Source organism: Catenovulum maritimum, from assembly GCF_001050375.1.
In the GTDB taxonomy this organism is placed as follows: Bacteria; Pseudomonadota; Gammaproteobacteria; order Enterobacterales; family Alteromonadaceae; genus Catenovulum; species Catenovulum maritimum.
The window spans coordinates 212,288-233,507 of record NZ_KQ130486.1; the positions used below are offsets into that span (position 1 = coordinate 212,288).

20 protein-coding genes are annotated in these 21,220 nt (G+C 38.2%); 10 read left to right on the forward strand and 10 right to left on the reverse strand.

The window, feature by feature from the left end; all coding sequences use genetic code 11:
- Positions 1-4: 4 nt before the first annotated feature.
- The 5 genes from XM47_RS07420 (at position 5) to XM47_RS07440 (ending at position 4,490) form a co-directional block, all read left to right on the forward strand.
- Positions 5-1,657, forward strand: a complete 1,653-nt coding sequence (locus XM47_RS07420; protein WP_172656510.1) for a BatD family protein — start codon at positions 5-7, stop codon at positions 1,655-1,657.
- A gap of 227 nt (positions 1,658-1,884) precedes the next feature.
- Positions 1,885-2,454: a sigma-70 family RNA polymerase sigma factor gene (locus XM47_RS07425; RefSeq protein ID WP_048691234.1), complete on the forward strand. Its 570-nt coding sequence runs from the start codon at positions 1,885-1,887 to the stop codon at positions 2,452-2,454.
- On the forward strand, positions 2,447-3,166 hold the full coding sequence (locus XM47_RS07430; RefSeq protein WP_048691235.1) for a DUF3379 family protein: 720 nt from the start codon (positions 2,447-2,449) through the stop codon (positions 3,164-3,166). Before XM47_RS07425 ends, XM47_RS07430 begins: the two co-directional genes overlap by 8 nt.
- Before the next feature lie 266 nt (positions 3,167-3,432).
- Complete coding sequence (locus XM47_RS07435; protein WP_048691237.1) at positions 3,433-3,759, forward strand: hypothetical protein; 327 nt, start codon at positions 3,433-3,435, stop codon at positions 3,757-3,759.
- Positions 3,760-3,782: 23 nt separating this feature from the next.
- Entirely contained in the window at positions 3,783-4,490 is a 708-nt protein-coding gene (locus tag XM47_RS07440) for a helix-turn-helix transcriptional regulator (protein ID WP_048691239.1), read from the forward strand.
- Positions 4,491-4,558: 68 nt separating this feature from the next.
- Here the strand turns inward: XM47_RS07440 and XM47_RS07445 are convergent, their stop codons facing one another.
- The 3 genes from XM47_RS07445 to XM47_RS19110 all read right to left on the reverse strand — a co-directional run bounded on the left by XM47_RS07445 (position 4,559) and on the right by XM47_RS19110 (position 6,383).
- The gene (locus XM47_RS07445) at positions 4,559-4,771 is read right to left on the reverse strand and encodes a hypothetical protein (protein ID WP_048691240.1); all 213 of its coding nucleotides are present in this window, start codon (positions 4,769-4,771) and stop codon (positions 4,559-4,561) included.
- Positions 4,772-5,079: 308 nt separating this feature from the next.
- Positions 5,080-6,225, reverse strand: coding sequence for an N-acetylglucosamine-6-phosphate deacetylase (gene nagA / locus XM47_RS07450; protein ID WP_048691242.1), 1,146 nt, complete (start codon positions 6,223-6,225; stop codon positions 5,080-5,082).
- A 2-nt stretch (positions 6,226-6,227) separates the two neighbouring features.
- Positions 6,228-6,383 (reverse strand): hypothetical protein, encoded by a 156-nt coding sequence (locus tag XM47_RS19110; RefSeq protein WP_154665748.1) that lies wholly within the window; start codon positions 6,381-6,383, stop codon positions 6,228-6,230.
- Positions 6,384-6,501: 118 nt separating this feature from the next.
- Here XM47_RS19110 and XM47_RS07455 point away from each other — a divergent pair, with 118 nt between their 5' ends.
- Entirely contained in the window at positions 6,502-7,539 is a 1,038-nt protein-coding gene (locus XM47_RS07455) for a LacI family DNA-binding transcriptional regulator (RefSeq protein WP_342669141.1), read from the forward strand.
- Between the two features lie 39 nt (positions 7,540-7,578).
- Here XM47_RS07455 and XM47_RS07460 read toward each other — a convergent pair whose 3' ends face one another.
- Together XM47_RS07460 and XM47_RS07465 are read right to left on the reverse strand one after the other, a co-directional pair.
- The gene (locus tag XM47_RS07460; protein WP_048691246.1) at positions 7,579-9,003 is read right to left on the reverse strand and encodes an SLC13 family permease; all 1,425 of its coding nucleotides are present in this window, start codon (positions 9,001-9,003) and stop codon (positions 7,579-7,581) included.
- A gap of 39 nt (positions 9,004-9,042) precedes the next feature.
- Entirely contained in the window at positions 9,043-9,699 is a 657-nt protein-coding gene (locus XM47_RS07465; RefSeq protein WP_048691248.1) for an MOSC domain-containing protein, read from the reverse strand.
- A gap of 207 nt (positions 9,700-9,906) precedes the next feature.
- On the opposite strand from XM47_RS07465, the gene XM47_RS07470 reads away from it, so the two are divergent.
- Positions 9,907-10,749 carry a DNA ligase gene (locus XM47_RS07470; protein ID WP_053084526.1) on the forward strand — a complete coding sequence of 281 codons (843 nt, stop codon included), beginning with the start codon at positions 9,907-9,909 and terminating at the stop codon, positions 10,747-10,749.
- A 90-nt stretch (positions 10,750-10,839) separates the two neighbouring features.
- On the forward strand, positions 10,840-11,349 hold the full coding sequence (locus XM47_RS07475) for a lipocalin family protein (RefSeq protein ID WP_048691250.1): 510 nt from the start codon (positions 10,840-10,842) through the stop codon (positions 11,347-11,349).
- Positions 11,350-11,475: 126 nt separating this feature from the next.
- On the opposite strand, the gene XM47_RS07480 is transcribed toward XM47_RS07475, so the two are convergent.
- The gene (locus tag XM47_RS07480) at positions 11,476-12,111 is read right to left on the reverse strand and encodes a DUF2959 domain-containing protein (protein ID WP_048691252.1); all 636 of its coding nucleotides are present in this window, start codon (positions 12,109-12,111) and stop codon (positions 11,476-11,478) included.
- Between the two features lie 2 nt (positions 12,112-12,113).
- Positions 12,114-12,311, reverse strand: coding sequence for a YqaE/Pmp3 family membrane protein (locus tag XM47_RS07485; RefSeq protein ID WP_048691254.1), 198 nt, complete (start codon positions 12,309-12,311; stop codon positions 12,114-12,116).
- Positions 12,312-12,516: 205 nt separating this feature from the next.
- On the opposite strand from XM47_RS07485, the gene XM47_RS07490 reads away from it, so the two are divergent.
- A complete protein-coding gene (locus XM47_RS07490) occupies positions 12,517-13,545 on the forward strand; it encodes a glycoside hydrolase family 43 protein (protein ID WP_048691255.1) in 1,029 nt (342 codons plus the stop codon).
- Between the two features lie 227 nt (positions 13,546-13,772).
- Here the strand turns inward: XM47_RS07490 and srmB are convergent, their stop codons facing one another.
- Positions 13,773-15,050 (reverse strand): ATP-dependent RNA helicase SrmB, encoded by a 1,278-nt coding sequence (srmB, locus tag XM47_RS07495; RefSeq protein WP_048691257.1) that lies wholly within the window; start codon positions 15,048-15,050, stop codon positions 13,773-13,775.
- Between the two features lie 164 nt (positions 15,051-15,214).
- On the opposite strand from srmB, the gene XM47_RS07500 reads away from it, so the two are divergent.
- Positions 15,215-18,328: an SNF2-related protein gene (locus XM47_RS07500; protein ID WP_048691259.1), complete on the forward strand. Its 3,114-nt coding sequence runs from the start codon at positions 15,215-15,217 to the stop codon at positions 18,326-18,328.
- Between the two features lie 46 nt (positions 18,329-18,374).
- On the opposite strand, the gene murD is transcribed toward XM47_RS07500, so the two are convergent.
- A complete protein-coding gene (murD, locus tag XM47_RS07505; RefSeq protein WP_048691261.1) occupies positions 18,375-19,676 on the reverse strand; it encodes a UDP-N-acetylmuramoyl-L-alanine--D-glutamate ligase in 1,302 nt (433 codons plus the stop codon).
- Positions 19,669-21,030, reverse strand: a complete 1,362-nt coding sequence (locus XM47_RS07510; protein ID WP_048691262.1) for a MurL-like N-terminal domain-containing — start codon at positions 21,028-21,030, stop codon at positions 19,669-19,671. Before XM47_RS07510 ends, murD begins: the two co-directional genes overlap by 8 nt.
- Positions 21,031-21,220 lie beyond the last annotated feature (190 nt).

A 21,220-nucleotide genomic window follows, 5' to 3' on the forward strand; every position in this document is an offset into this window, starting at 1 on the left:
AGCTGTGACTCAAATCACGGCCAGTGTCAGTCATAACCCAGTTACAGTAAATGAGTCTGTAGAGTTCACCTTAAGTGCCAACGACAATATAACCAACAATGCATTTGATTTTTCTGTTCTGGAGAAAGACTTCAGAGTGTTAGGGACTTCAATTAGTAGCCAAACAAGAATGGTCAATACAACAACCACTCGAATCACTAGCTTTACCACTCGTCTCATACCTAAAAATACAGGTAGCTTTGTGATTCCAAGTTTTGAATATCAAGGGGTTAAGTCTCAACCAATACAACTTAATGTGGTGCAAGCGGCTAATGCTGCGGCTAACCAAGCAAGAGATATTTTCATAGAATCTGAATTAAGCCAATCAGAAGTTTGGTTACAACAACAAGTTACCTACACAGTAAAGCTGCATATCTCTAACCAAATCCAAATGACAAGCGGTAGCTTAACTGAGCCTAAAATTGAAGGTGCTTTAGTTGAGCAGCAAGGTAAAGATAGAGAAATAGACAAGATACTAAACGGGATCCGCTATCGACTAATTGAACGAAGTTATAAAATCACACCTCAACGCAGTGGTGATTTTGTGATTGAAAGCCCGTTATTTCAGGCCGAAGTTGCCGACGGTAGACGCAGCCAATATTTTGTTAACCGAACTAAAACCATTACTCGCACAGGTGATTCGACTCAGTTAACCGTTAAAGCGATCCCTAACGATTACACAGGCCATTGGCTACCGTCTGAAATTGTCATGCTTAATGACGAAATCCAACCAAATCAAACTGAGTTTAAACTAGGTGAACCTATCACCCGGACTCTGACTTTAACCGCTTTAGATGTTAGCGCCGAGCAACTGCCAGAATTAATGACTAACTACCCTGCTAGTTTAAAAGTCTATCCAGACCAAGCAGATACACATTCCAGTGAAAGGGATAACCAAATTATCTCACAACGAATAGAAAGTGCGGCAATTGTACCTATGCAGATGGGCGAGGTTGAATTACCAGAAATCAAGATAAACTGGTGGAACACTAAAACAGAAAAAATGGAAACAACTCGCATACCTGCTCGAACCATTACTGTCATTGCCAATCCAGAATTACAACAACAAAGCGCCCTAACAAACCAAGTGCCGGCTAATTCACCAACTAATACCTCGCCAGCCCAGCCAAGCTCACTGGTAGAAACTCAAATAGAGTACGTAAATAAACCTTGGCACTTAAATTATTTGGCGCTTTGCTTTTTAGTGCTTTGGTTGACGACTAGCTTAACTTGGATCGTCACAAGTGTCGTTAAGCGGAAAAAAGCAGAACAAAGTCCTGAAGATGATCAAACCACCCGCTCTAATAACGAAAAACTCGCTTTCTCTCGTCTATTGAAAGCCTGTAAAAAATCGGATAGGCAAGCGATTCAGCAGCATTTACCTATTTGGGTACAAGCCTTTAGCCAAGATCTATCGGTCACCAATATGCATCAAGCAATCGTTAAGCTAGCAAATAACCAAGTTGAGCAAGAAATAGCAGCCATGCAAGCCGCTAAATTTGCAGCACAAGGTCAAGACTGGCAAGCCGGAAAACTAAGCCAAGTGTTAACTCAATTAAGGCAAGAAAACTTAACGAGCGCTTCAAATACAAATCAGCTTGCTAAATTAAATCCTTAACCACAAAGGCTACTGCAATTAGCTCTGATAACAACAGTAGCCTATAATTTGATTCGAACTAAGTTTACATGGGCTAAGTTTGCAAGCCGAATCTAACTCACCATAACTCAGATTTAGCTCTAGACTGCAACGTAGAGCATTAGGGGATGTTGTTCTTTTACATTTTTTAAAATACCCTATTGCTCTGAAATATCTGTCTTTTCCGCCAATATTTATAAGGTTTCAACATGATTGTTGATTTTGTGCGAAAGAAAAAACGAAAAAACCAGGTCAATAAAGACATGGTAGATAAACAAAAAAAATACGAAACTTTGGTGCAGGCATATCATAAAGATATGTATCGTTATGCCTATTGGTTAATTCGCGACCAACATATTGCCGAAGATGTCGTACAAGAAACTTTTTTACGTGCATGGCGTAGTTTAGACAGCTTAAACGATGAGAAAGCGGTTAAGTCTTGGCTAATTACAATTTTACGCCGCGAGAATGCACGTCGGTTTGAGCGTAAGCAATTTGATACTGTTGATATCGAAGAAACGCCTGTTGCTGATGATATTAATGCCAGCCATGAGGTTTCAACCGAGCAAGACTGGCTACGTAAACAAATAGGCGTATTACCAACTGAATACCGAGAACCTTTAATCATGCAGGTAATCGGTGGATACAGTGGTGATGAGATTGCCACTGAGCTCAATTTAAATAAAAACACAGTTATGACAAGACTTTTCCGTGCCAGAAATATGTTAAAGGATGCAATGGAAAAGACGACTATTTCAGAGAGGTCCTCAAATGGATGATTTAGAATTCAGACGCCGCATATACGCTGATCCTAAACATCAGGACAGCGAATTAAAGCAAGTTATGCTTCAAGACCCTGCTAAACGAAAATTTGCCGAAGATATGCAGCAATTTGATAAACAAATTGAAGATGCATTAAAAATAGATGTGCCCGAAGATTTGGCGAGCAAGATTTTATTCAAGCAAGCGTTAGAGACACAAACAAGCAGTAATAAATCAAAGACGAAAGCTTATATTGCGATTGCAGCCTCGGTTGCCTTTGCAATAGGCATTAGTTTAAATATTTATCAAACTAATGGGGTTAATCCTCAGCCGGCTTTTGTCGATTTAATGCTAGATCATGTTCACCATGAGACAAATATCTATGAAAATTTAGACTTAAATGTCAGCTTAACAGAAGTAAATGCTAAATTAGCCAGCTTCGGTGGCGAACTCAACCGAAAAGTCGGCCACATTTATTCAGCTAATTTTTGTCAAATGGGAACTATTAAAGCCTTACACCTAATCACAGATGGTGAGCATGGTAAGGTCAGTGTTTTTATAATGCCTAAAGTGGTCGATGTAAAAGAAATTCCAAACTTTAGCGACCAATATTACACCGGCCAAGGTAGCCGCTTTAAAACAGCTGATTTCGTCTATGTGGGTAACAAGGGCGAAGATGTAGAAAAAATTAAAAAGCAACTAGAAGCCGAGTTAATCTGGCAAGCTTAAGCTAAATTTTACTTAACGCTTCTTCAAAAACGGTGCTGACTATCAAAAGTCGCACCGTTTTGTATTTGTAGAGCTGGCAACTTATTTAACCTGAATACCCAGAAATATTTTTAATCACTCCTGACATAAGGCTGTCAGTAGCCCTACTTTAGAATGACTTTAACTTAGCTAATCAAGCTAAGTTTCCAACTTAAATGAACCTAAATTTTTAATAACTATTTTAGGTAACTATTTGAATAACAATATTTAATAACTAAGGAAAAGTCATGACAACAACAGCAATTGAAATCGTTAGCTATAAATTAAACCAATCAGTAGCAGCAGAGAAACTAGAAGAGATAAACCAAGCTGTAAATGAATTTTTGTCCGCTCAGGAAGGCTTTTATTATCGATCAATGAGCCAAGATGAAACCGGCACTTACTTTGATATCGCTTACTGGCAAAATATGGAGTTAGCTAAAAAAGCAGCCGATGCATTTTGCCAAGATACAGCAGGAAAAGCCTTAATGGCCATAACGGACATGGAGTCTGTGAAAATGAAGCACATGACGGCCATTTCAGAAACTGCAAGTTGTCAGGTAGAATCAGCCTAAGTACAACTAATCCGGAGTGAAAAATGCGTAAAGCAGAGCGACTATTTCAAATACTAACCCTGCTGCGTAGCAAACGCTCCGTTGTTACTGCCGCTCAGTTATCAGAAATATTAGAGGTTTCTGAGCGGACTATTTATCGTGATATACAAGCACTTTCTTTATCTGGCATTCCAATTGAAGCAGAAGCTGGCGTTGGATATAGGTTAAAGCCCAACTTTACCATTCCGCCTATTATGTTCGATGAAGCAGAAATTGAAGCTTTATTGCTAGGTGTACGCATGGTTCAAAGTTGGAGTAATCAAGGCATGGCAAAAGCCGCATCTTCTGCACTAAGTAAAATACATGCAGTTTTACCAGACAAATTGCACCAATCCTCGGTGCAGCAACCCGAATGGATGATAATCCCTAGATTTAACAGTATTGAATATCAAACTTGCAGCGAGCTTATCTCAAATGCAATTAAACAAACTCAAGTCATTCAACTCAATTATCAAGATGAGAAAGGTAACCAAACACAGCGCCAGGTTTGGCCTTTAGGCATGATCTATTGGGGGAAAACTTGGACACTTGTCGCTTGGTGCACCAAACGACAAGATTATAGGTTATTTAGATTAGACAGAATTTTAAACTTAGCTAATACCAATCAAACATTTAGTACTAGCGAAAGCATCAGCTTACAAGCCTATATCAATATGGTGAGAGCCGAACATGGCGCAGAAGCTTTAGATTAGCTTTAAATTTTTTGCTAATCCACGCCTGCTCAACTGCCACATTTTAGCTCGCACTTAACCAGAATCGCTTACATCGCTTTCTTCGTCAACTTGTAACAAACAAAGCCTGTCACGGTTGAGATAAAAATTAAAATAGCGAATAAAGAGACATCAGTATATAGCCAAGCGCCAATCGCAAACAACAGGCTATAAGTCGCTATTGTCGCAGATATAGCAGCGAAAATACCTAAAGTAAGTTCAGTTTTACTAAAGCCTATTTTTTGCCAAAATTGATTTAACACGTCTTTGGGTTCTGGTTGCGTGACTAAAGTCTCTGCAATAGCCGGAAACTTGTTTTAAACCCACAACATCTGGCAATACAATCTGTAGTGCTTATGTGGATTAAATTCAAGGCCGAACTACGCAATTACACACATAAAAAGTGGATGGGCAAAAGTTCACGTTCCTCATTTTTAGCCGCCAGCATACGCAGCACGACTTAATCACCGACACGCTCCCAAATTTCCTGAAACACTACGATTGCCCTGCCCTGTTAAGAAAAAAGATGTACGATTGTCCGATCTAAAGTAGCTAATTTCATTTCCCTAACTTATGTTAAAGGAAAAACTTGTTCAGCTGCAATCCAAGTTTGACTGATGCAATTGTGCGAATCGAGCACGACCCAATCAGCACTCGCGCCAACTTGAATCTGTCCTCTAATTTTACTTTGCTTTAGAAATTGCGCAGGATTTAAACTCGCCATATTTAACACATCTTCCAATGGCAAGTTTAAATATTTAATTGCATTTAACACTGCCTCTTCCATGGTTAAATGTGAACCCGCTAACTGTCCTGTTTCTATGTTTAATTGATTACCATTTAATGCGACTGTTTCACCAAATAACTCAAACTCAGTTTGCTCACTACCGATTAATGCCATCGCGTCAGTAACCAAAATCATTTTATCTATGCCTTTAATTTGGCAAGCAATTTTGGCTGAAGCAGGATGGACATGGAGTAAGTCTAAAATAATACCGCTGTAAGTTTCTTTTGCTAACAAAGCTGAACCTAGCATTCCAGGTTGTCGGCTATCTAATCCAGACATTGCATTATATAAATGAGTGAAACCCGTCGCACCGGCTTCAATTGCCTTATTCGTAGTATCAAAGTCAGCAAATGAATGGCCTAAACAAACAATGACATTAGCTTCAACCAGCTGTTTTATTTGTGCCGGTAATACATTTTCAGGAGCGATAGTGATTAGCTTAATCCCCAAATCATCCCGCTTAAAGATCGCCATTTCAGCTTCGGATAGCTCACGAATAGACTCAGCAGGATGCACCCCTTTCTTTTTAATTGATAAGTGAGGGCCTTCAAAATGTATTCCGATAATGCCAGGTGTTTGGCTTGAAATTGCTTGGCTCACAGCATCTGCAGCTTGTGTCATAACCGATAATTCATCGGTTATGACAGTTGGTAACATAGCAGTTGTGCCGTATTGACTATGTGCTTTAACCATAGCAACTAATGTAGATAGCTCAGGTTGGTTGTTAAACAAAACCCCACCGCCGCCATTGACTTGGATGTCGATGTAGCCAGCAACTAAGCTGCCTGAAATCGGCTGAACATCGCTATCTAAAGGTTCAACTGCGTCTTGAATAGATGAAATAATTCCATTTTCAACAGTGATAACTTGAGAGTCTAGCCATTGTGAGCCTGTAAACATCTTTTGAGCATGGAATTTTTTCGTATTCATTATTAAGTCCGCGTTACTTTGTTTAAAACAACAGGTGCATCTGGATTATAACCAAGTGAAACCAATATGGGCGATATGCCCATATAAAATTTTTGAACCGCAAGTAAAGGAACTATTCCTAGGTAATAATCTTGCACGACTTGCTTGAGTTCTGTCACTTTGATTCTCAATTAATGTCTTTATTATTACTATCCCAGTATAATATGACAACGCTGTCAATATAAATTATAATATTTTTAATTATAGAATAATGCCAATATAGACTTAATATTACAAATGACCGATTTAAAAGCGATGAAAGCAACGATAAATGATGTCGCCAAACTGGCTGGTGTTTCGATAAAAACTGTCTCTCGGGTCACCAATAATGAAACGGGCGTAAGACAAAGTACGAAAGAAAAAGTACAGCAAGCGATTGACCAACTAAAATATCAACCTAATCAATCAGCGAGAAGCTTAGCCGGCACTAAATCTTATGTGATCGGCTTTGTCTATGATAACCCAAATGCTTATTATGTAATTGATATGCAACAAGGTATTCTCGATGCTTGCCGTGCCAATCATTACGAGTTATTAATCCACCCGATTAACTCTAAATCAGAAAATTTGCTGGATGAGCTAGTTGAAATGGTCAAGCATTCGAGAATGTCTGGGCTATTGCTCACACCACCATTATCAGAGATGACGGATATCATTCAAAGTCTTGAAGAAAAAGGAATTAAACTCGTTAGGATATTATCTGGCAATGCTAATTCCAAGGTAACCACACCATCCGTTTTTGTCGATGACAGAAGTGCCGCTTTCCAAATTACTCAGCACTTAATTGAACAGGGACACCAAAAAATTGCGTTTTTTGGAGGTGATGAAGAACACAACTCTTCCCAAGAGCGCCGCCAAGGTTATATCGACGCACTAACCCAAGCTAACATAAAAATAGAATCAGGATTAATGTTAGCCGGTCGATATTCGTTTGAATCTGGCGTTGAATCATGCAAAAGAGTAATGTCTGGAGTAAGTAAACCGAGCGCAATATTTGCCTGTAACGATGAAATAGCGGCTGGCGCCCTCTTTTCAGCCAGATTGTTAGGGCTAGATGTGCCTAAAGATGTCGCTATCGCCGGATTCGAGGATAACCCCTTCTCTCGTCAAACCTGGCCAAAATTAACCACTGCAGCTCAACCCACTCAAGAAATAGCAAGCCAAGCAGCTGAACTACTCTTTAAAAACTTGAGGCCATCAACTCAAGGTGACAGCACAGAGCAATTTATAAGCTTTCAGCCTCAACTTGTTATTAGAGAGTCTACTCAGTCTTAGTTTATCTAGAGCGTTTTTAACGGTTTAAGTTCGATAGCTTTAAACCGTTAAATAAACTACAGCAGAAATGATCACTGCAAGCATAAAATTAAGCACAACCCCTTCTTTGACCATAGTCGTAATAGAAAACTTATCTGAGCCATAAACAATTGCGTTAGGAGCTGTTGCAACAGGCAGCATAAAGGCGCAGCTTGCACTCATAGCTGCTGGGATCATAAGTAATTTTGGATCTATATTGGCTGCAATTCCAGCAACGGCTAAAACCGGCATAAGCAAGGTAGTTGTAGCTGTGTTACTGGTGATCTCAGTTAAAAAAGTGACACTCAAACAAATCAGTAAAATCATCATAATTACAGGCCAAGATGACAAACCAGAAAGTAAATCGCCTAATAAAGCACTTAAACCACTTGCTTGAAAAGCTTTAGCGACACAAATACCACCCGCAAATAACAGTAACATACCCCAAGGTATGTCAGTTGCGGTTTTCCAATCTAGTAATTTTTCCGATTTGTTTTCAAGATTCGTATCTGCGTTCATATCTTTGCTATGGTTGCCACTTGGGACTAAAAACATCAGTACTACCCCAAATAAAGCTATGCTACTGTCACCAATGCTACTGAAATTGAGTAAGCCAGACCAACCACCGAAAGGCTCACTTCTAAATATCCAAGCCAAAGCCACTAGCCCAAATACAGCTAAAACGCGTTTTTCACTAGGCTGCCATTGACCAACCACAGGCAAGTTAATTTTCTGAGTTAAGCTTAGGTTTCTTCCTAACCAAAGTGCCATTAACGGAATGGAAATAACAACAACGGGCGTTGCGGTTTTCATCCACTCAATAAAGCCAATTTCCTGATTAAAATTAGCTTGATAAACCGCTGAGAAAATCACATTGGGAGGCGTGCCTATGGGTGTCCCCATGCCGCCAACACTGGCCGCATATGCAATACCTAATAGTAAAACAGTGGCGAAGCGCTTATCGTCAACGCCACTGATAATCGCTAGCACAATAGGTAACAACATCAAGGTAGTTGCTGTATTACTCACCCACATACTTAATACAGCTGAGGTTATCATTAAGCCAAGCAGTATTTTTTTTGGGTTTTGCTCGCCAAAAAAACTAATTAAGTTTAATGCAAGTCGCTTATGGACCCCGCTTTTTTCAACCGCTTTTGACAACATAAACGCCCCCATCAAGAGCAAAATGACATGACTCCCTAACGAAGAAGCAGCCGTTTTATGATCTAACACGCCAAATAGAGGGAAAAGCGCAATCGGTAAAATGGAGGTGACTGGAATCGGTAAAGCTTCAGTTACCCACCAAGTCGCCGTTAATACTGTAATGCCAATCGTAGCTATTATCGCATAAGGTTGATTTAACCAAGCAGAAACTAAGGCGGCAATAACAGCCAACATAGGTCCAAGTATAAGTAATTTATAATTTGGGGTGGTTTCTAGTCGCATGCTGTTAGTATCCTTGTAGGCTAGCAATACATTTGTGTTTTAGTTAGTTTTGTATTTATCCAGATATGAGATAATTTGCTGACGCCATTCTGGTGATAAGCCAGAAATATTAGTTGCTTTAGTCAATAAGCTTTTAGATTCTTCAATTGGTTGATGAAAAAAAGCAGCAAACAAAGCTTGAACTGAAACAGAATCTTTTGCTTTTTCGATTAATCTAAAGCTATCTCCAATATCAATTTTTCCAGTTTTTTCGACCGAAAAATAAATGCCTGTTTTCAAAGATTTCGAAAATAATTTAGGCATAGTTGGTAAATCAAATTTAATCCCGAGTTTAAAGCAAGGCACTCTAGGCTGACTAACGACTAGCACAGTGTCACCTAATTGATATTTATCACCAATATGAAACTCGTTTTCATCCAGTGTTTCTATGGTTAAATTCTCACCAAAACTGCCATATGGCATTTCAGATAATGAAAGTTCTTTTTGCCAGTAGGGATAATGTTGAAAGCCATATGCATACACGGCTTTACTGAATCCACCATGGTTTTTCAAGTCGGCTTGTTCGTCACCTTCAATATGATCGGCGAATACTTGTTTTGGGCCCGTGGCAGCTTGTTTAAAGATCCCTGTTTCAATTGTTTTTTTTCCAAAAGGGATAGTTTTCTTTTTCGCAGTGCTAATAGCGAGTAATTTCATTTAATTATTCCTTTAAGTGCTCAGGTCGTGTTGATCTTTGGTCATAGATTGAGTTGATAGAACACGCTCTCATCTAACAAATTTAACCTAGATCAGGCTAAATCGAATCAACTTAGGGTAATTGTTTAAACTTAAAATTGCGACAAAAATTGTTGTACTTAGCATTTTAAACTATGCTGGTTTAATCACTTATAAAAAGGATTTTATATGCAACCTATCCCACTCATTCGAGTTATTTTATGTATTTTTTATACATTGTTTTTTACTCAATCTCTAGCGGCGCCAAGAGATTTAATGCTAGCCAAAAACTATCATCAAGATATCAAGCTAAATGATTATTGGATTAGTGAAAAATACGATGGCATCAGGGCGTATTGGGATGGCCAATTTTTATGGACGCGCAGTGGAAATCAAATCCCTGCCCCAAAATACTTTACCCAAAATTTTCCAACACAAGCTTTAGACGGTGAACTTTGGGCTGGTAGAGGCAATTTCCAACTTGTTAATTCAATTACGCGTTCCACCAAAGATATTGAAAACTGGCGTCAACTCACATTTATGGTGTTTGATTTACCAAACCATGAAGGCAGCTTTGACCAGCGACTAAGCCAACTAAAACAGCTACTCCCTTCACAAAAAGGGAATGGATATATCCAACTCGTTAAGCAATTTAAGTTAGATACCCATACAGAGTTACAAGAATATTTAACTCAGTATGTCAATTCTGGCGCTGAAGGACTGATGCTGCATTTAGCCAGTTCTCGCTATCGAGGCAAGAGGACAAATGACTTACTTAAGCTTAAACAATTTGAAGATGCCGAAGCCAAAGTTATTAGCTATATAGCTGGAAAAGGAAAATATACAGGTTTAATTGGTGCGATTTTAGTTGAGATGCCAAGCGGAAAAAGATTCAAAATAGGGTCGGGTTTTAGTGATGACGAAAGAGCAAACCCACCACCTATAGGCAGCATAATCACTTATAAATTTACCGGAACCACCAGCAGTGGCTTACCTAGATTTGCAACTTATCTAAGAATTAGATCTAAATGATCTGCTTGTGGGTTTATAAAGTATGTATATGTTAGGAGCTAGAGTTTGTGAGGCTCTAGTCTTAATATTGGATAAATTCAGGTGACACTTTTGAAAACAAAATTACCCATATTTCTGCCTCTAATCTTATTTTTGGCTTCTTGCACCGGCTTACCAGACAATATTCAGCCTGTGAATAAATTTCAGCTAGAAAAATATCTAGGTACTTGGTACGAAATAAGCCGCCTTGACCATTCTTTTGAAAGAGGGTTGACCCAAGTAACAGCTGAATACTCAATGCGTGATGACGGCGGTGTAAACGTCATCAACCGAGGTTTCTCAGAAAAAGAACAAAAATGGTCAACTGCGCAAGGCAAAGCTTATTTTGTTAAAGATGATCAGACTGGGCATTTAAAAGTATCATTTTTCGGCCCCTTCTATTCCTCATACGTGATTTTTTATTTAGATGACGATTATCAGCACGCAGCTGTTTCTGGTTTTAATACCAAGTACCTGTGGTTATTATCAAGAAAACCCACAGTACCTGATAATGTGAAGTATCAATTTGAAAAATTGGCAAAGGAAAAAGGATTTGAGATAGAAAACCTGATTTATTTGTAGCCAGCTTAAACTTACTTAAACTCAGCAATTAGGGATTACAAATTAGGAAGACTTTCAAACAGCAGACATAAAAAAAACGCACAAGCGTTAAACTTAGTGCGTTTAAATTCAAATCAAGCTAGCTGCTTACTCTAAACTTTTGATAAATTGATTAGACTGCTCAATTGATTTATTAATCTCAGCAATTAAAGCTTTCACGTCTTTTTGGATACTGCCTAACTCACCTTTTAATGCGCCAATCGCTTTTGCGTTTAGGTTATGTTTTAAATATAAAACATTATCATTTAACGCAGATAAGAAAGGCTGCATTTTAGATTCAGCCTTACGCATTGATTTAATTAATTTTGAGTACTGCCTTTTAGTATCCGTAAGCTGCTTTGAGCTTTGTGCTTTGAGCTTTGTATTAGTGTATTGCTCTAGCTCATCTTCCCATTCGTCAAACAGGTCTTCGGCCACTGATTCTACTTTATCAATTCGGCTAGAGACATCTTCAGCAGCAGATTTACTATCTAAATACTGCTCATTTAGCTCGTTGTAAACGACTTCTAACTCACCGCCATCAAAACTAACAACAGATTGAAATTGCTCTAAAGCCGATTGAAACTGAGCTTGTGCTTCTGTTTGCGATTCTTGTGCATCTTTAACCCTATCAACCAAAATATCCCGCTTGTGGATCCCAACCTTTTCCATTGCTGAATAATAAGCTGTTTGGCAACCGGTTAAACTGCAAAACATGATTGCAGCGAAGACATATTTAAGCATGATTAGTCCTTGTTTTTGATTGCATCAATAACCGCTTTATTACGTTTATCTGCTTTAGAGGTATGCACAACAAAAATGGCATGCACAACACCAGGAATATACAAACAAAAACATAAAACCAAATTCAGTAAAGCCAGCATTGGTCGGCCAGCAATTAAAACAGCAATAGGTGGTAACAATATTGCAAGTAAATACATCATATCTAAGCTCCTGCTATGAAATTAAAATCGTTAAAATTTGTTCAATTAAACTTAGTTTAGCATTTATTTAAACGCTTTATGACTGGAAATTAAGGCAATTTTCTTCAATCTAGAAAACCAACTAAGTGTTAACTAATGCAAATCTAATTGCACCTAGCGACTAAACCCATAAAATCTTGAAATCATTCAACAACAAGCTAGCACTATGTCTTACTCCAAATTAATCTTGATACTTATAGGTATTATTAGTTTACTTCCCTCCCATTTAACCGCAGCTAAAAGCGAACGTTATCCACTTGGGCGTGAAGATATTTACGTTCGAGACCCATTTATCTTAGCGGATAAAACCAGCCAAACTTATTACCTATATGCAGCTAGAGAGTACCCTAAAGGCGATGGCAGCTTTACTGTCGGCGTAGGGGTTCATACTTCAAAAGATTTAGAAAATTGGTCGAGTAATTATCCTGTTTTTCAAGTAGAAGCTGATAGTTGGGGAAAAGATGACGTTTGGGCTCCAGAAGTGCACAAATATCAAGGTAAGTATTATTTATTCGTGACTTTAATGGCAACTCAAGAAGCCAAAAGGATGCAAGACAAATCATTGACCAAACGCGGCACTCAAATATTTGTTGCAGACACACCAATAGGTCCGTTTAAAAAATTAGCGCCTGGGCCAACCACACCCGAAGACTGGCTAGCTTTAGATGGTTCATTATGGGTAGAAGACAACCAAGCTTGGATGATCTTCTGTCATGAATGGGCACAAATAACGGATGGCACTATGGAGGCTGTCAAAATGAGTAAGGATTTATCTCGTATGATATCCAAGCCACAAACTTTATTTAAAGCAACTGAAGCACCTTGGGTTGTCAGCCTAGCTTCACTCGCGCCAAAAGGTAAAACTAGACCTCATGGATACATCACTGATGGCCCTTGGTTGCATAAAACTAAAAGTGATGAGCTGATTATGATTTGGTCAAGCTTTAGCAAAAACAAGTACACGATTGGCATTGCAAGATCTGAATCAGGGAAAGTGACTGGCCCATGGAAGCAAGACCCCGAGCCTTTACTTGATTATAACGGCGGGCACGGCATGATTTTTGAAGACTTTTCCGGACAGTTAAGACTCGCGTTGCACTACCCTAATAATCATAGTACAGCGCGTGCTTACTATATTCCTATCGAGGATAATGGCAATACGCTTAGCTTGAAACAAGCGTTTCAACCGAAATAACAAACGTGAATGGATGAGTTATGAATATATAGCCCCATCACTAACCAAAAGAGAAAGGTCGTTTTGAAAAAGGTTAAGTTTACAATATGGGAAATACTTAAAACTTAAAAAGTCTAACTCGTTTGAATGGATATTGAGGGCATATAAAATCAGAACGAGTAAAGTGCTAATGCGCTAAATCTAGACCCTATAACAAAATCTATAGCGAACTATACGTACCTTACCCGTTACTTTATTTTACTTATCAGTCGTTGACTTTTTAGCGGCTTTTTCGCTGCTTTTTTAGCTTTCCCCGCAACGAGCTTCTTATGCACTAACTTACGCACTTTCGGCTTTTTCTTTTTCGGCGCAATTTTAGAGATCTTATGCTGAGGCTCAAGACCCTTGACTACTCGGCGCTGCAATTTCTCTTTAATATATCGCTCAACTTTACCCAAAATAACCATATCATGGGCTTCAATTAAATTGATAGCTGTACCCTTTCGTCCAGCGCGGCCTGTTCTGCCAATACGATGCACATAGACATCTGCGCTGCGAGGCATATCAAAGTTGATCACATGTGTCACGTCATCAACATCTATACCTCTTGCCGCAACATCTGTCGCGACCAAAATATTTCTGTGCCCTGTAGTAAAGGCTTTAATCGACTTTTGACGCTTATCTTGTGGCATTTCGCCTTGTAACCAACAACAGGCTAATCCCGCTCCAGTTAACTGGCCTGATATTTCGTCAACTCTTTCACGGGTTTTAACGAAAACAACGGCTTTTTTGACTTCTTCTTGGTTAAGCCAATGGACTAATAAATCGAATTTATGCTGTTTAGAATCAGCTAAATGAATCCACTGGTGAATTTTAGCTTTTTCTTTACGTGGAGAATCAGCAGTAACTGTAATTGGATCTTTTAACACGGTTGCGGCAAAAGAGTCGACACCTTTCCCTTCTAAAGTAGCAGAGAATAGCAGTGTCTGTTTACGCCAACGAGATTCTTCACCTATCTTAGTGATTAAAGGTTTAAAACCCATATCGAGCATACGATCGGCTTCATCTAGCACTAACCAATCAATATCTCGACAATCAAAGGTTTCATTCTCTATGTATTCCATTAATCGACCTGGTGTGGCAACCAATACATCAACAATTTTATCTGAGATTTCTTTGTGCTTGCCATAATTAATCCCGCCAGTAATGATGGCACATGTTAGATCACAATATTCACTAAAGCTTTTAGCAACTTTGTAAGTTTGCTCGGCTAATTCACGAGTTGGCGATAAAATTAAGATCCTTACCCCTGCTTGTCTTTGGCGTGGGTAATCTAATAAGTGTTGTAATGCTGGTAATACAAATGCTGCCGTTTTACCTGTCCCTGTTGGCGCGCTGGCCAAAATGTCTCTACCTTCCAAAGCAGGTGGAATGGCAAGTGTTTGAATAACAGTTGGGGCTTTATAGCCAAACTCAGTAGTTGCGCCAACTAACACATCATCAAGGTCTAAATCGGTAAATTCCAAAATTAACTCACTTATTACTTATACTGTGGGCAATTCTATCGTTTGCTTGGGCTAAGTAAAGCAGACTATGAGATTAAATTAAGATTTTAATAATAAAATTAAAATTTCTTTGGTAGACTGGACGATGCTTAAGTGAATTAATTGCAACTAGGTACTAATACTTTATGACGGTTTATGATGCAGAATTAACGGAAAAATTTGGAAAAGCCACTTATCAAAAGGGGTTAGACCATTACTTGCAAGACAAAGTAAAAAAATTAAAGGCGATTCCACTTTTAAATACAATTACCGCAGTTGTAGAACTAAGAAACCAACAATTTAGAGTCGCGATAGATAAGGCAGATATGTCTAGCCTTTGTACCTGTGATAATAGCGGCAATTGTGAACATGCTGTCGCCACATTAGTTGCAGCTGAAGCGAACAACTTAATCAATAGAACGCCAACAACGCCTTTTGCAAAATGGAAGAATAATGTTGAGCAAGCGCAGAAAAAATTTAATAAAAAAACGGCTCCGTTGCAAAACTCGTTCGAAGGCATCATCTACAACTTACAACCAAATCTGCAATTAGAAACAGATTTTACTCAAATCCAATTAAGTTTAGAGTATTCATCTAAGAAAGTAACCGAGCAAGATTTAGAGATCATATCTGAGCTAAACCAAAATGCAGATCTCGAGTTAAAACCACTTTCTAGTAAAATTTTAGCCAATGATAATTGTGCATCTGCACTGGCATTAATGCTTGAATCAGGCAAATGCTATTGGCAATCAACTAAATCCCCTGCACTACAGTATGGCGCGCCACAAAAGCTCAGCTTTAATTGGCGACTGAATCAAGATAAATATAAATTAGAACTGAGTTTAACTAAGTCTGAACGCTGGTTTGTGATACCGACAACACCCGCTTGGTATATAGATCCGCAAAAAGGCACGCTTGGGCAAATCGATAGCAGTATCCCAGGTGATTTATTAGTTGGCCTACTCAACTGCCCAGAACTTGAAGTAAAAGAACTCAATGAATTCGCCTTATGGCAAAATGAGAATCTAGCCAATAATTTAATCAAGCTACCAACCGAAAAACCAATAGAAATCGTCAAAGAAAGTTTAACGCCTATTTTTAGAATCGGGGTTAAAGAAGAAAGCTATGTTGCCAAACTTAGATTAAAATATGGCAAGTACGAAATCCCTATGTCGCTATTGAGTAAACAATATGCTCAATTAGAACAAGATGGCAAAACGATTCACCTTTATCGAAACCAATCTCAAGAACGTAAAGCATTTTATTTACTAGACAACTACGGCTTTGCACATACCAAAGGCGTTGGCAGTGAAAATGATTTTATTTTTTACTACAACACAGAAATCGGCGTACGTTACGACCAGTTCTGGTTAAATATTTTCGAAGAAGTCATGCCCTTACTGGTCTCTCAAGGATGGCAAATTGAGTATGAAACTGGCGTACATCCAATTAACGTAGTCGATGATCCGAGTTTCGAGTACGAAATAAGCGAAAATCGAGATTGGTTCAAGCTAGGCATGCAAATCGATTTTGATGGCAATAAAGTCGATTTAGTACCGGTTTTAATTAACTGGTTAAAGCAAACTGATAATTGGCGCCTGCAACGAGGCAAAGTTAAAATCGCACTAAATCGTCATCAGTTTGTCCGTATTCATATAGATAAACTCAGACCTATACTTGATATTTTACAAGAGACAAACTCCAAGCAAGCGCAATTTTCGCCAAGGCAAGCTCATTTATTAAATGAAATACCAGAGATAAATAGCTGTATTGGCGGGCAACATGTTCGTAACCTTGCCAAACAGCTAGAAAGTTTTAACGGTATTGCGCAAGTTGAAGTACCTGATACAGTCAATGCTGAATTAAGACCTTATCAAGAGCATGGCTTAAATTGGCTTAATTTCTTAGTCGAATTTAATTTCGGTGGCATTTTAGCTGACGACATGGGTTTAGGTAAAACCTTGCAAGCTTTATGTTTGTTAGAAGTAATGCGACTAAACAAGCAACTGGATAAACCGTCATTAATAATTTGTCCAACCAGTTTAGTCGGTAACTGGCTCAATGAAGCAAGTAAGTTCACACCTGGACTAAACATAATCGCAGCCTATGGCTCTGATAGGCACAAAGTATTAGCTGAATTAACTGAATATGATGCCGTCATCACAACTTATCCACTAGTAAACCGAGATTTTGAAACTTTCCAGCAAGTTGATTTTAAATTAATGATATTGGATGAAGCTCAAAATATTAAAAACCCTAGAGCCCAGATGACGCAAAATATTAAGAAATTTATTTCAGAATATAGATTGTGTTTAAGTGGTACCCCTGTAGAAAATCACTTAGGTGAGCTCTGGTCTTTATTCGACTTTTTGATGCCTGGCTTTTTGGGCACTGTGACTAAATTTGGTAAGGAATACAGAAAGCCAATAGAAAACTTAGGGGATGCAGAAGCACAAAACCGACTATACAAAAAAATTAAGCCGTTTGTATTAAGAAGGAAAAAAGAAGAAGTCGCCAAAGAACTACCGAAGAAAACTGAAATCGTGAAATATATTACCTTAGAAGATGAACAAAGGGTGTTATATGAAACCATACGCGCCAGTATGGAAGATAAAGTAAAAAATATACTGCAAGTTAAAGGTCTAGCACAAAGTCAATTAGAGTGCTTAGACGCCTTATTAAAACTCAGACAAATTTGCTGCGCACCTAGCTTATTAAATTTAGAGTCAACGAAGACAATAGAAGCATCAGCTAAATTAGAGTACCTAATGCAGGTGATCCCGGAAATGATTGAAGAAGGACGAAAAATATTAATCTTTTCTCAATTTGCCAAAATGTTGGAGTTAATCGCGAAAAGACTAAATGGTCGAAAAATACCTTATTCCAAGCTAACGGGCGGAACACGTGATAGACAAGCTCAAATAGATAGTTTCCAGCATGGAGATAATCCAGTTTTCTTAATTTCATTAAAGGCAGGCGGCACAGGTTTAAACTTAACCGCAGCAGACACTGTTATTCACTATGACCCTTGGTGGAACCCTGCAGCTGAAGCTCAAGCAAGTGACCGAGCTTATCGTATCGGCCAAACTAAACCTGTGTTTGTATATAAACTGATTTGTCAGAATACAATTGAAGAAAGAGTACTGAAGATGCAAGAGAATAAAAAGTCGCTAAATCAGAACTTATTCCAAAAACAAACTGCCGAATCAATTAAAGATTTAACGGCTGAGAACCTACTAGAGCTTTTCCACTCGACCTAAATCTAGGCAGAATGACTTACGTTAAGCTTTAAGCACTTATTAAAGCTTAACGTGAGAAACCTGCATGCAGTAAAAAAGCATCGCCTCTTTGTTGAAAATTATCAAACTCACCAAAACTTGGAGCAGCAGGACTCAATAACACCTTTTCTCCCGGTTTGACCAGTTTTTGTATTGATACACACGCGTCTTTAAGTCGATCATAATATGCAAAATTAAGCTTAGAATTAACTGATATCAAATAGTCGTTAATGCGTTTACCTGTAACCCCGATCAGAGCTATGTGACCTATGTCTAATGTTTCTAAATACGAGAGCAACTCAAGATAATTTTGCTGTCTTTCTGCACCACCAAGCAATAAGAATAATTTAGTATTCGCTAGGCATTCAATCGCACATTTAGTCGATTCTGGTGTAGTTGAGATACTATCATTAATAAATTCAATACCATTGGCATCTACAAACAGCTCCATTCTATGAGGTAAAGCTTCAAAATCAGCTAACTTCATCAAAATACTACGCCAACTAAGCTTAAGTTGATCAAGTAAAGTTAATACACAGACTAAGTTTGCTAAGTTATGATCTCCCTTAAGGGTAAAATTATGCTGCAATAAGTCTTCTTTATAATAGAGTTGGTGATCTTTGACATTAAAGCCATTCGGGGTATCAAAGTGAGTTGTCTTATCAGTAACATCCACTAAATACTGGCTGACCAATTGGGACTGACCATTGCAGATAATAGAGGAAGATAATTTCAAGCTATGCGTTTTATCGAGGTAATACTGTTCTACCGATTTGTGCCAAGGGATATGCTCTGGAAATAGGTTAAGCAAAATAGAAATATCAGCAGATTCAGTTAAATCAGCCAGCTGATATGATGATAGCTCTAAAATAGTCCAGTCTTTACCCGGCTCTACATCAATTAGTGGCGTACCTAAGTTACCCGCTAAGCATAAATCCATCCCGAATAAAGACAAACAATAATGCAGCAAAGTAGCCGTTGTGCTTTTTCCTTTTGTACCAGTAACGATTATTTTTTTAGCATCAGGAAAGCGCTGAAACCATAAATTTGTAGAGGATGTGACTAAACTACCATTTAATTTAGCTTGAACGAGTTCATCTCTATATAAACTAATACCAGGGCTTTTTACTATGGTTTTAAAATGTCCCTGCGCTAATAAATCTAGCCCCCCATCAGCATAAAAATATTGCTTATCTGTAAATAACTGGGCGACTTTAGCATCAAATACATCTGTTAACACAGCAATACTGGCATTCGGATATAAGCGAGATAAATACTGATAGCTTGCTTGGCCTTCTTTGCCAAACCCCCAAATACAATAATCAATCATTGAAATAACCTAAGTACTGTTGAGGAATATTATGCTGGCTTCTCAAATCAGACATCTGGTTGTAAGCACTTTCTAACTCACTAATTGAAAATCGTTTCAATATTTCCGGCATTAGCTTGACTACAAGAATAAAATTAGCTGATTCAGGCTTTAGTGAAAGCGCATAGATAGCTGTAGCAGATTCAAGTACCTCACCAACACATTCCCAAGGCTTAGTCTCAGTTAAACCGACCAATTGACGATAAGACTCTAAATTATCTTCCTGTGTCAATGGGTTGCCGGAAAAAATAGCCTCAAGGCGCTCAAATCTTGCACCACTGACCGCAAACATAAGGTGTACAAAATGACACTTAGGGCACTCTAAACACCACCTCTGTTTTGATTTTTCGCGAAATATTCTAAAAGCACGATTGCAACTAGTAAAAACCGAATCATACTCATCTGTTTTTACGAACTCACGGACGATTTGCATTTCAGTAAACTGACGTAAAAGAGAGAAATAGTTAATCTGAGTTTGAGTTTGTTGCTGAATAAAGTTCGAAAAATCAGATTCAAACTCTAAAGACTTACTGTATTGATGATTAATTTCTTGGCCATTGTTAACCACAGTAGCTTCATTCGCAGAGGACTCATTTGATGTAATCACATCAGTAAAACCACCACTGATAGCACAAATATAAGCAACAGAGCTGACAATGGCAGTAATAGGTACATGGCCATTCAAAGCCCCTTTCTCATTCAATTCAAATAACAAAGGATCTAATTGGCGCTTAACAATTAAGCTGCTCAAACTACTTTTTTCAATACAATCTAGGATTGGCTTTGCAGGATTAAGAGCAAACAAACAAGCCTTATCTGTATTGGCTTTGATAGCCTCTACACTGACTAAAGAATCTTTCCCCCCGCCGATAAGTACCAGAGGTTTAATAGAAGTTGCTTCTTTATTTATTGCCTTGATTCGTGTTGCGCCAGAATCAGGCTCAGAGTGTTGATTGGCAGAGCAACTAGGAAAAACTAAACTCTCGGTTAAATCCAAGTTGTTTCTATATGCAAACTCAGCCAAACCATTTTGGTACAATTTATGATAAAAATCAGCTTGGGTGTTCGTCAATTCGTAGTCCGAATACTGGATTTTTGCAAAAGGATAAATTTTTAAATAACTAACTCCAGCAATGAGATGTAAAACTTTAAAGGCTGAAATTATAGACTGAGATGATGTATCTATATTTAATTTAGCGTCAAAAATAAAAGTTTCAGTGAATTCATAATCATCTAATGCATAATTTAGCTTCAATGAATTAGAGACGGGATCAAACTTAAAATCTTTAAAAACGAAGGCTCGCGCTGTAATCAAAATAAAATACCGAAAAATTGAGTTAGCTTATTCTAACGAATTAACCGAGGTTAAGTGAATAGAAGTTAACTGAATCTAGTAGTTTATTTCACTGTGGTAGTTTATTTCACTGTGGTAGTTTATTTACAGCTTAAACGAAAAAAGCCCTTAGCTTTCGCTAAGGGCTTAATCTTGTATAGCTTTCGCTATT

Bases quoted from the DNA above. Each gene is read 5' to 3' on its own strand.
- XM47_RS07425 (WP_048691234.1), top strand. From the start codon at position 1,885: ATGATTGTTGATTTTGTGCGAAAGAAAAAACGAAAAAACCAGGTCAAT.
- XM47_RS07430 (WP_048691235.1), top strand. From the start codon at position 2,447: ATGGATGATTTAGAATTCAGACGCCGCATATACGCTGATCCTAAACAT.
- XM47_RS07435 (WP_048691237.1), top strand. From the start codon at position 3,433: ATGACAACAACAGCAATTGAAATCGTTAGCTATAAATTAAACCAATCA.
- XM47_RS07440 (WP_048691239.1), top strand. From the start codon at position 3,783: ATGCGTAAAGCAGAGCGACTATTTCAAATACTAACCCTGCTGCGTAGC.
- nagA (WP_048691242.1), bottom strand. From the start codon at position 6,225: ATGAATACGAAAAAATTCCATGCTCAAAAGATGTTTACAGGCTCACAA.
- XM47_RS07455 (WP_342669141.1), top strand. From the start codon at position 6,502: ATGACCGATTTAAAAGCGATGAAAGCAACGATAAATGATGTCGCCAAA.
- XM47_RS07460 (WP_048691246.1), bottom strand. From the start codon at position 9,003: ATGCGACTAGAAACCACCCCAAATTATAAATTACTTATACTTGGACCT.
- XM47_RS07465 (WP_048691248.1), bottom strand. From the start codon at position 9,699: ATGAAATTACTCGCTATTAGCACTGCGAAAAAGAAAACTATCCCTTTT.
- XM47_RS07470 (WP_053084526.1), top strand. From the start codon at position 9,907: ATGCAACCTATCCCACTCATTCGAGTTATTTTATGTATTTTTTATACA.
- XM47_RS07480 (WP_048691252.1), bottom strand. From the start codon at position 12,111: ATGCTTAAATATGTCTTCGCTGCAATCATGTTTTGCAGTTTAACCGGT.
- XM47_RS07485 (WP_048691254.1), bottom strand. From the start codon at position 12,311: ATGATGTATTTACTTGCAATATTGTTACCACCTATTGCTGTTTTAATT.
- XM47_RS07490 (WP_048691255.1), top strand. From the start codon at position 12,517: ATGTCTTACTCCAAATTAATCTTGATACTTATAGGTATTATTAGTTTA.
- XM47_RS07500 (WP_048691259.1), top strand. From the start codon at position 15,215: ATGACGGTTTATGATGCAGAATTAACGGAAAAATTTGGAAAAGCCACT.
- murD (WP_048691261.1), bottom strand. From the start codon at position 19,676: ATGATTGATTATTGTATTTGGGGGTTTGGCAAAGAAGGCCAAGCAAGC.